The organism is Crenobacter sp. CS_VA4, from assembly GCF_055597485.1.
On sequence record NZ_JBVMAE010000056.1, the window covers coordinates 1 to 10300 of the forward strand.

The following is a 10300-nucleotide window of genomic DNA, read 5'->3' on the forward strand; positions in this document are numbered from 1 at the left end:
CGACAACGCCAACTACTGGGTGGGACGATTGGCAGGTCGTAAGCTATTTGCGAACCCGCAGTCACGACTGTTCCGTCACGACCATATCGAGCGCACTCAGGCGTTTTTCTCTCGCCATGGCGGCAAGGCCATCGTGATCGGCCGCTTCCTGCCGATTCTGCGCACCTACGTACCGTTCGCCGCAGGCAGTCTTGGCACGCCATATCGGCGCTTCTTGGCTCTTTCGCTGGTGGGCTCCTGCTGCTGGGTACCCTTGTTCGTCTACGGCGGCAGACTATTTGGCAACCTTCCGGTGGTGGCACAGAATTTTCCGCTGCTCGTGCTTGGCGTCATTGGCGTGTCACTGCTGCCGCTAGCGGTCGGGGTGCTGCGTGCACGGATGAGGGCGATTCAATCGCACCACTAGTGGCAGCTAGGTAGACAAGGGCCGCGATGGTGGGTTTTCCGGTCGGGACAAGAGCGACATGGGCTCACGCCCTCATCGCTTGGATCATGTCATGGAGCCAGCCTCGCGACATGCGTTGCCCCAGTCTACGGCGAGAGAACGTTTTTACACCGCCTCGGCCGATTGCGGCCTGCCAGTCACATTGGACCGAAGCCTAGTTCGGCCATTGTCAGGGGGCGCAGGAGTGTGTAATTCAGGTGCAATTTCGCCCCCTGGTCACTACCGGCCCAAAAGGGCAAATCTGGCCAAAAGTCACCGGCACAGCTGGCCAGCGTCACCGGCATCAGCAGGTTAGGGCTGATAGCGGTCCTTCGCGCGCGTTGTTCTAAAGATAAGTCGCGTCGATCATGGCAGTTCATACGTACCGTATTTATCCGCTATGCGAGCCCGGCGTCGTCCGGCGTGCGATTGGTAACAGGCTGCTTCGTACGCGCCGACGCCGAACGGCGCCGTCAGGCTACCGGTTCAGCGACTAAACAAAGTGCCTCGTTACCGCGAACTCGGAGGTGCCGCAGTTGCCCGATCCTGCAGGTTACTTGTGCGCAACGCATAGCATGATTGGCGGGTCAGATTCGCACCGAGGCCGAAGAACTAGGTCTTGAGCCGATATCCGGTTTTGAAAATCCACGCCACGACCGCCATGAACAGTGCGAGGAACGCTATCGTCATGGCGAGGCTGACGCCGACATTGACGTCCGCAATGCCGTAGAAGCTCCAGCGAAAGCCGCTGATCAGATAGACCACCGGGTTGAACAACGCGGTCGTTCTCCAGAACGGCGGCAAGATATCGATGGAATAGAAGCTGCCGCCGAGAAACGTCAAAGGTGTGATGATCAGAAGCGGTATGATCTGCAGCTTTTCGAAACCATCCGCCCAGATGCCGATGATGAAACCGAAGAGACTGAACGTCACCGCCGTTAGCACGAGAAACAGCAGCATCCACAAGGGATGAGCGACGTGGAGTGGCACGAACAGTCCCGCTGTCGCAAGGATGATCAGGCCGAGGACGATCGACTTGGTCGCCGCCGCCCCGACATAGCTCACCACAATCTCAAGATAGGAAACCGGCGCCGACAAGAGCTCGTAGATCGTCCCCGTAAACCTGGGAAAGTAGATGCCGAAGGAAGCGTTGGCAATGCTTTGCGTCAACAGCGACAGCATGATGAGCCCCGGCACGATGAAAGCGCCGTAGCTGATGCCGTGGCTTTCGGGAATGCGTGACCCGATTGCCGCGCCGAAGACGACAAAATACAGCGACGTCGAAATGACCGGCGAGATGATGCTCTGCATCAGCGTGCGCCAGGTACGCGCCATCTCGAACCGGTAAATCGCGCGGACCGCGTGAATGTTCATTTTCTGTCCCTCACCAGGCTGACGAAGATGTCTTCGAGCGAACTTTGCGTCGTTTGGAGATCCTTAAACCGGATGCCAGCCTCGTTAAGGCCTTGCAGCAGCGCAATGATGCCGGAGCGCTCGCCTTGCGTGTCGTAGGTGTAGATCAGTTCGGTCCCGTCGTTCGCAAGATCCAGCTGGTAGCCGACGAGTCCGGCAGGAACACGCTCGAGCGCGGCCTCCAGCTGCAACGTCAATTGTTTCTTGCCGAGCTTGCGCATCAGTTCGGCCTTGTCGTCCACTAGAATGATCTCCCCCTTGCTGATCACTCCGATCCGGTCGGCCATCTCTTCGGCTTCGTCGATGTAGTGCGTGGTCAGGATGATCGTCACGCCACTGTCCTGGAGCGAACGCACCAGTTGCCACATGTCCCGCCGCAGTTCGACATCGACGCCCGCTGTCGGCTCGTCGAGAAACAGGATCGCGGGCTCATGCGACAGTGCCTTGGCAATGAGAACGCGACGCTTCATGCCGCCTGACAGCGTGATGAGCTTGTTATCTTTCTTGTCCCACAGTGACAGCGCTTTAAGTACTTTTTCGATGTGGGCCGGGTTTTTCCGTTTGCCGAACAGTCCGCGGCTGAACGACACGGTCGCCCACACGGTTTCGAACGCATCGGTTGTCAGTTCTTGCGGCACGAGGCCGATCATGGAGCGAGCCGCGCGGTAGTCAGTCGCGATGTCGTGACCGTCGACAAGCACGCTGCCTTCGGTTGGCTTGACGATGCCGCAGATCGTGCTGATCAGCGTGGTCTTGCCCGCCCCATTGGGACCCAGCAACGCGAAGATTTCTCCGCGACGAATATCCAGGCTGATGCGCTTCAAAGCGTGGAAGCCTGAAGCGTAGGTCTTGGAGAGATTCGATATGGTGATGATTGGCTGCATAGACATGACGATAGCAGATGACGGGCCTTCGTTGGCGTCCAGGAAACGGGCTCTGCAATGAGGCCGCCTTCCGCTCGCGTGCAGCTCAATGGAATCAGTGTTAACGACGGCTCTTGGCGGCGCGCACCGGCCACCGACTGTCGCATAATTACCCTCAGCGGTCATCGAAGATCGCGACCCGTACGACCATATCGTAGTGGATGCGGACCGCGACATTGGCTTGTTCTACCTCTCGCAACCGCCCACCTCCAGAACTTCAATCTCTTAATCTAGAAATAGTTATGCATAACCGGTCGCGTCGAGACGGTCAAAAGTAGTGCTCCTGTATGCTAGGCTTCAATTTCTAGTCTATTTGACGTTGATGCAGTTCGACGACTGTTGGAAGAACATCAATAAGGCATATCGCCGCGACTGACAAGATAACGGAACCGTATTTATCGAGCCAGTGATCATCATAAATTGATGGCGGAAACAAAAAGCCGTCGCATGTTTGGCCACTGTTTCTCTCGAATTTGAACATCGTGTTCCACGGTAGGCAAGAGGTTGCTTATTGCATCAAATACTTCGTCTGAGGTGGTTCAATTGACTATCAGTATTGGGAGTCAAATATGGACAAAAAAATCCCCATGCACGTTAATGGAAGAAATCTGACTGCGGAACTCGTCGCGAGTGTTGAGCGTTTTGAGCCCGATCCTGGACCAGAACCGGGGACGACCGAACACACCGAAGCAGAGTTTGATGCGATGGTAGAGACACTTTTGTTTGAATATAAACCGGAAGAGCTTTGGGTCTTTGCTTATGGCTCACTGATATGGAATCCGGAGTTCGAATTTTTGGAGAGCCGCAGCGCCACTGCCTACGGGTGGCATCGATCGTTCTGTCTCAAACTTACTCGCTGGCGCGGTACGCGCGAGTTGCCTGCCCTGATGCTGGCCCTCGACCGGGGCGGAAGCTGCAACGGCTTGGCATACCGACTTCCTGTACAAGATCATTTCAAACAGCTGGGACAGTTGATGCGCCGGGAAATTGACGCAAATCCACCGACCAATGTTCCTCGCTGGATTTCGGTTAAAACCGAGGCCGGGATATTGCGTGCAGTAGCCTTTGTCGCAGCACGCGACGGAATGGCGTATGCAGGCAAGTTACCCCAGGAAAAGGTCGCACATGTATTGGCTCGCGCAGCTGGTCACTGGGGCTCGGCAGCCCAATATCTGTTCCGGACTGTGACAATGCTGGAAGAACATGGCATCCGGGACCGTAATATGTGGCGGATACAAAGCCTTGTCGCGCAGGAAATCGAAGACTCCTTGTTCGCTGCGAAGCAGCCCTAGCGCGTCGCTTCAAGGGCGAAGACAAGAACGGACAGCAATGTACACATGCAAGCGCCCGTGCATAATCCGCTGCATAACTGTTAGGTCCCGGACGATTGATTACGCGTTTAACGAATAATTCTGGGTTTTTTGCTTGCCAGTTTTTGAGTGCCTGAGCTGAGGCTTCATGGTTCAGCATCTTCTGTGGCCCAGTCCTAAGCTTCCTCACGGATGACCGGAAGCAATGCCGTTCCTCAGAAAGCAGCAGTCTCAGTCCCGGTCATCCCTTAACGAGTGTTTTCGTGCTCTCGCTACTCATCCCCTCGCAACATGCCGACCGCAGCACCCAACGAGTCCAGCAGCACCGCGAAGCGGCCGACGTTGGGAATATCGGTCGGTCCTACGCAACTGGTGGCGCCCAGCCTGAGTGCCTTGTTGTAGGTGGCGTCGCAGTCCGCCACGCGGATATAGGGCAGCCAAGCGGTCGGGGCGTCCGGCGCCGGGTTCTGCAGCAAACCGCCGCGCGGGATGTCGCCGGTTTTCAGCAGGTAATACGTGCCGCCGTTGGCCTTTGGCATTTCGGCGATCTCATAGCCGAGCAGGCCTCGGTAAAAGGCAAGGGCGGCTTGAGGGTCGCTGGTCACCAGTTCGTTCCAGCACCAGTCGCCCATCGGCGTGGATTTCACGTCGGTGCGGTCGCCCTGGTTCGATTTCCAGATCGAGAACACGCCGCCCTGCGGGTCTCGCAGCGTGGCGCCGCGGCCCACCAGCGGGAAGTCGGTCGGCGGCAGCAGAATCTTGGCGCCGGCCTTGGCCGCCGCTGCGGCCGTTGCATCGACATCGGTGACCGACACATAGCTCATCCAATGCGTCGGCATCCCCGGCTCGGCGCTGCGGAAGCCGCCGATACCGGCCTCACCGTTCATGATCATGTGGTAAGTGCCTTCGCCCATCGGCACCGCGTCGCTTTTCCAGCCCAGCAGCTCGCCATAGAAGGCGCGTGCCTTTTCCACATCGCTGGAAACATGTTCGAACCAGATAAACTTGCCAGGTAGATAATCCATCTCATTATCCTCGAATCTAAAAACGGGCGTGAACCGGCGCTATGTTCAGTGTTCCAGCGATGGCATGGTGGCGGCGAAACTCGGGCGCTGGGCCATGACCGAATGTGCCCGCCGGACATTGGCAAATGGCTCAAGAACGGCCTTGCCCTCGGGCATGCTGGAAACATAGAACACAATCGGCGCGAGCAGCAGGTCGGCCAGCGTCACGGTGTCGCCCACCAGGTAGTCGCGCTCGCCATAGGCCTTGTCCAGCACGGCAAAGTCTTGCTTCATGCCGGCGATGGCCTGGTCGATCACCGCGCGGTCGGGCTGGCCGTTCGCGCCTTTCGGAAACACGTACTGCAACACATAGTGTTTCACCATCGTGTCGTAGTAATAGGCGTTGATCGCGCTGATCCACTGCTCGACCTGGGAGCGTTCGAACGGGCTTTCCGGCATCAGCGTCGGGCCGGGAAAGGCGCTGTCGACGTAGTGCATGATGGCGCTGGTCTCGAATAGCGTATTGCCGCCGGCACGGAAGGCCGGGATCTTGCTTTTGGGATGGATGGCGTCGATCTCAGGGGAGTGAGGCGGCAGCGGCAGCAGCGTGTAGGCGATGCCCTTCTCCTCGAACGCCAGTCGTGCGCTGCGCACATAACTGCTACGCGGGTCGCCCAGCAGCGTGGGGCGAGCTTCGACCGCTTGCGGGCGGCCGTCGAGCATGGCATCCAGGCTGTTGAAACTGGAGTCCCAGCCGTGGCCGTGCTTGTCGCGTGCCAGTTCGGTGGTGAAGCCGGTCTGTACCAGCGTCAACTCGGTCTGCCCGGCCTTGTCCGCGAACGACAGGCTGACCGTGGTCTCGGGTCCGCGGCCGGCGCCTTCGAGCCAGGCCCAGGTGAACACCAGTTTGTCCGGGGGACTCACCTCCAGGTATTCGCCGGTCACCACGTGCACCGAGCCCTCGGGCGAATGCATCTCGATCCGGTACTTGCCACCGGGCTTGGGGTCGACCACGCAGGCGGGCACGGTAAAGCCTTCCGGCCCATACCAGGCCTGGATCGTGCCCACTTGGGTAAAGGCATCGAAAACCCGTTCGCGCGGTGCCTTGAATAAGCGGGTGATGGTCAGTGTATGGCTCATGGTTGCTCCTCGTTGTCGGTTTGCTCCAGAAACGTGGCGAGCCTATCCAGGCTGCCTTCCCAGAAGCGGCGGTATTCGTCGATCCAGGCGCCGGCATCCCGGAGCGGTTCGGCCTTGAGTTTGACGATGCGCCAGCGGGCATCGACACGGCGTTCGATCAAGTTCGCATCGCTCAACACGCGCAGGTGCTTGGACACCGCCGGTAGGGAGATGGCGAAGGGCGCGGCCAGCTCGGTTACGCTGGCCTCACCCTGGGTAAGCCGCGCGAGGATTGCCCGACGGGTTGGGTCGGCCAGGGCGGCAAAAGTCATGCTGAGTTGGTCCATGCCTCTACCGTAGACCTTGCTCATTTAACCTTCAAGTTAAATGAGGATGAAAACAAAAAAGGGGCATGGAATAGGCGGCAGCAGGGTAGTTGAGTTGGCACGTGTCAGTGTCAGGCGTTCGGTGATGGGAGGGGGCGGGCTGAGCTAACTGATCCGCTTCAGGGGTTTTGCTATTCACGGTGGGGTCGGTCATGGGGGGAACCACACCCACAAATTTTTAAACGAATGTCCATCAAACCCAGGACAGACCATTTGGCGTGGTGTTGTCCTTGGGGTCATATCGCGCAGCAGATCTCTGGCACCCGTATATGCTCAAGTACAGGGTGGAAATCAGAGACGTAAACGAGTTGCGGCATGCTCCCGGCTGGCGGCCCGGCAACACTCGCGAACCGTGCAACAGATGGGCGGCAAATGAGCATGGGCTCTCGTCTTGTGCGTCGCTACTATCGCTGGCTGATCGTGCTGGCGCTGCTGCCACTAGTGGTAGTACTCGTGGTGGCGGTCATCGCTTATGCGCAGGGTTTACGTGTGCAGGGTCTAGTCTGGCGGGAGGGGCTGGAACTGACGCAGTGGCAAAGGCTGCAAAACGGCTGCGTGAGCGCCGTCGGCGGGCGATTGCGGGTCACCGGCTGGCGGCCAGTGACGATCACCATGAGCAGCATGAGCCTGCCCAAATGCGTCACCGGTGCGAAGGAGCTGACTCCGCCCCCCTGGACCCCCCCCTTCGATCTCTCCATCGACGCTCTCTCCATTCCCGACTTGCCGCCGATGGCGGTGGTCATCCACCAGCGCGAGCAGCGCTGGCATGCCCAAGCATCGTATCGGCACAGCAAGGCGACCGCGGTCTACGACCGCCTCTCCGGGCGTTGGACCGCGCAAGGGCAGATCCAGGCGGCGGACCTGGCCCCCAAGCTCCTGGGTGCGCTGAGCTTCACGGGCAAGGGCGTGTGGCAGGACAAGCGTCTGGACGGCGCCTTCCAGGCGCAGGGGCGGCAGCTGGGTTATCTGGGCCAGCCGCAACGGAGCGATGCGGCGCTTTCGGCCAACCTAGCCGCCAAGCGATGGCGGTTGAACGCTGTGCTCGGGGCACCGGTGGCGCTCGGGGGCGGCTGGAGCCTGGAAGCCAGGCAAGCGCTGCAGGCCAGCGGCAATATGGACGGGGTGCAGTCGCTGCGCCTGGACCTGCGGGCGGCCGGCCCGCAAGGCACCGTGCGGCTGGCCCTCGATACCGAGGGCGTCGGCGTGGCGCGCGGCCAGGGCAGCTTGACGCTGGCCGGGCCGGAGCTGGCCGGCACGGTGCCGCTGCGCTGGACCCGGCAGGGGCTGGAGTTGCTGCCGGCAGCAATACGGCTTCCCGAGGAGCTGCGCCTGAGCTGGCCCCGCCCGCTGGCGCTGCCGCTGGCACCGACCGGTGCAAGCACGATCTCTGCCGAACTGCAGTATCAGGAGATCAGGCTCAAGACCGTCGACAGCCGCTTGTCGTGGCAGCAGGCCCAGTGGGTCTGGCAAGGACGACTCGATCTGGCGGGCAGAGCCGCCGGGCATACGCTCACCGGGTCCTGGCTGGGCCGTGTCGATGCCGCAGGCCCCGCCGGCGAACCGGCCAGCCTGACGGTCAAGGGGCCGGAGCTGATGCTGGCGCTGCGCTTACCCGTGGGCGACTTCCACGCGCCGCGCTGGGCCACAAGGGCAGAGCTCACTGGCCGCTACCGCCACTACCCCGTCAGCGGGGTGCTCAGCGCCGGCCATGCGCGAGGGCGCTGGGAAGGCGCACTGGAAGGTCGTTCCCGACTTCTGTTCTATGCTCGGGGCGGCGGCGTGACGGTGGCCGCCCCCTGGTATCGCAAAGAAGAGCGGTGGTTTCTGGGCACGGGCAGTCGCGCCACGTTGGCCGAGGGGGTGATCGGCACCACGCTGATCAAGCCGATCAGCGTAATCGCCTCCACGCCGCTGCGCCTCGGCCCCCAGGGGGTATTCGGCGCCCTGCAGGTCAACGCCGGCGGTGTAGTGGTGACACGCGGGGTGTTGCCGGCCGCCACCGGCCAGATGACCGTCTCCGGGAAGCAAGCGAGGGCCAGGCTGCGCGTGCCGGCCTGGCAATCCGAGCTGATGCTGACCGCGGGGCTGGTCGGCCGTGGGAAGAAAACCGGCGCGAGCGGCATGGTGGCGATGACAACGCCGCTGTCCGCCGCGATGAGCCGTATTCTCGGCGTCACCCTGCAGAAGGGCGTGCTCACTGGCCAAGGGCGCTGGCAATGGCAGGATCACTGGCAGTTGCAAGGCGATATGGCCGTGTCCGGGCTGGCGCTGAACTGGGGCGGCATTCTGGCTTCGGGCGGCAATGGGACCGCGCGTATCGAGCTGCTCCAAGATGGCCTGACGCTCACCAGCACCGGGCCCGTCCAGCTGGCCGAGCTGGGGCTGGGCACCCCAGTGCGCAATGTCCGCATGACGGTGCGATCCGACCTGGTCACCTGGCATTTCGCCGATGTTTACGCCGAGGTGCTGGGCGGCACCATGCGCGCCCCAGCCCTGCAATGGCCGTCCGCGCAGTATCAGACGGTGACGATCAGCCACGTTGACCTTGCGGAGGTGGCCGCCCTGCAGAACGACCCGAACCCGACCGTGCAGCTCGCCGGCCGCGTCGGCGGGTCGCTGCCGCTGCAGCTGATGAAGGACTCGCTGGCCTTGCAGGGGGGGCTCATCAGCAATGACGGCCCCGTATCGCTCAAGGTCTTCCCGTCTGCCGGCGTCAGTTCCATGGGCCAGTCCAACCGCGCGGTGCAGCTGGCGCTGGATACCTTGAGCGACCTGGCGATTCACGACTTTCAGGCCCGCCTGAACATGAAGCCGGACGGTTGGCTGGATGCGGTGGTGACCATCAAGGGCCAGAACCCGCAGCAAAACGGCCTGCCGGTCGTACTAAACTACACGCACCGGGAGAATGTGCTGGAGCTGTTACGCAGCCTGCGCATCGGTGACGAGATAGCCCGGCGGGCATTGGAACGGAGGCCGGCGGAAGGCTCACGCTGACATGACGCGGAGGACCCATATGAAACCCGTTGTTTGGCTTGTGGCCTTGCTGCCTCTGGTGGCCTGTACCCCTCGGATCGCGCTCGAGGCCCCGAAGGAACCGATCACCATCAATCTGAATGTGAAGATTGACCATGAGATCCGCCTCAAGGTGGAAAAAGATGTCGATCAACTCAGTAATGACCGCTCATTGTTCTAGGAACCGGCGATGAAAACGACAACGAGATTGATGGCGGTGCTCTTGCTGGCCTTCAGTACGCTGACCATGGCGCTCGACCTGGACAGTGCCAAGTCACAGGGGCTGGTGGGGGAGCAACCCGATGGTTTTCTGGGTGTGGTCAAGGCAACGCCGGACGCTGTGGGGCTCGCCGCGGATATCAATGCCAAGCGCCGTGCCGCCTACGAAGCCATCGCCAAGAAAAACGGCGCTACCTTGGATCAGGTGGCCGTCCTGGCTGGACAGAAAGCCATAGAAAAGACAGCGCCGGGGAGTTATGTAAGAACCCCTGACGGTCAGTGGGTCAAGAAGTAGTGCCCGGCGAAAGTGCCAAACACTGACCTGTTTTGTGAACGTCCGGTTTAGAGTTGATTCTGTTGAAAAACCAGGTTTGCGGCAGGCATGTCAGCTGCCGCGATTACCGCCGAAGAGTCGGCTCGCCACTTCCAGTGGCCTTTCGGCGTTCCGCTGAGTGTTCAGGCTCAGCTTTTTGGGTTAATCCAAAGATTT

10 protein-coding genes are annotated in these 10300 nt (G+C 60.8%); 5 read left to right on the plus strand and 5 right to left on the minus strand.

Annotated features, from left to right (window positions below):
• Positions 1-406 (plus strand): VTT domain-containing protein (locus ACZ2IA_RS22390; RefSeq protein WP_470294802.1); only part of this gene is annotated, 406 nt, incomplete at its 5' end.
• Positions 407-1036: 630 nt separating this feature from the next.
• Here the strand turns inward: ACZ2IA_RS22390 and ACZ2IA_RS22395 are convergent.
• Together ACZ2IA_RS22395 and ACZ2IA_RS22400 are read right to left on the minus strand one after the other, a co-directional pair.
• Positions 1037-1798: an ABC transporter permease gene (locus ACZ2IA_RS22395; RefSeq protein WP_470294803.1), complete on the minus strand. Its 762-nt coding sequence runs from the start codon at positions 1796-1798 to the stop codon at positions 1037-1039.
• Entirely contained in the window at positions 1795-2721 is a 927-nt protein-coding gene (locus ACZ2IA_RS22400) for an ABC transporter ATP-binding protein (RefSeq protein ID WP_470294804.1), read from the minus strand. Before ACZ2IA_RS22400 ends, ACZ2IA_RS22395 begins: the two co-directional genes overlap by 4 nt.
• A 608-nt stretch (positions 2722-3329) precedes the next feature.
• Here ACZ2IA_RS22400 and ACZ2IA_RS22405 point away from each other — a divergent pair.
• Positions 3330-4052 carry a gamma-glutamylcyclotransferase gene (locus ACZ2IA_RS22405; RefSeq protein WP_470294805.1) on the plus strand — a complete coding sequence of 241 codons (723 nt, stop codon included), beginning with the start codon at positions 3330-3332 and terminating at the stop codon, positions 4050-4052.
• 290 nt (positions 4053-4342) lie between these two features.
• Here ACZ2IA_RS22405 and ACZ2IA_RS22410 read toward each other — a convergent pair whose 3' ends face one another.
• The 3 genes from ACZ2IA_RS22410 to ACZ2IA_RS22420 are packed head-to-tail and all read right to left on the minus strand — an operon-like array spanning position 4343 to position 6564.
• Positions 4343-5095, minus strand: a complete 753-nt coding sequence (locus tag ACZ2IA_RS22410; protein WP_470294806.1) for a VOC family protein — start codon at positions 5093-5095, stop codon at positions 4343-4345.
• Positions 5096-5140: 45 nt separating this feature from the next.
• Complete coding sequence (locus tag ACZ2IA_RS22415) at positions 5141-6214, minus strand: SRPBCC domain-containing protein (RefSeq protein ID WP_470294807.1); 1074 nt, start codon at positions 6212-6214, stop codon at positions 5141-5143.
• Positions 6211-6564, minus strand: a complete 354-nt coding sequence (locus tag ACZ2IA_RS22420) for an ArsR/SmtB family transcription factor (RefSeq protein WP_470294808.1) — start codon at positions 6562-6564, stop codon at positions 6211-6213. The genes ACZ2IA_RS22415 and ACZ2IA_RS22420 overlap by 4 nt, the downstream gene beginning before the upstream one ends.
• Before the next feature lie 393 nt (positions 6565-6957).
• Between ACZ2IA_RS22420 and ACZ2IA_RS22425 the strand changes: the two genes are divergently transcribed.
• Genes ACZ2IA_RS22425 through ACZ2IA_RS22435 form a run of 3 tightly spaced genes read left to right on the plus strand, consistent with a single transcriptional unit; the run spans position 6958 to position 10105 of the window.
• Complete coding sequence (locus tag ACZ2IA_RS22425; RefSeq protein WP_470294809.1) at positions 6958-9573, plus strand: intermembrane phospholipid transport YdbH family protein; 2616 nt, start codon at positions 6958-6960, stop codon at positions 9571-9573.
• Positions 9574-9592: 19 nt separating this feature from the next.
• Positions 9593-9772 carry a YnbE family lipoprotein gene (locus ACZ2IA_RS22430; protein ID WP_470294810.1) on the plus strand — a complete coding sequence of 60 codons (180 nt, stop codon included), beginning with the start codon at positions 9593-9595 and terminating at the stop codon, positions 9770-9772.
• A 9-nt stretch (positions 9773-9781) separates the two neighbouring features.
• Positions 9782-10105 carry a YdbL family probable chaperone protein gene (locus ACZ2IA_RS22435; protein ID WP_470294811.1) on the plus strand — a complete coding sequence of 108 codons (324 nt, stop codon included), beginning with the start codon at positions 9782-9784 and terminating at the stop codon, positions 10103-10105.
• The last annotated feature ends 195 nt before the right edge of the window (positions 10106-10300 follow it).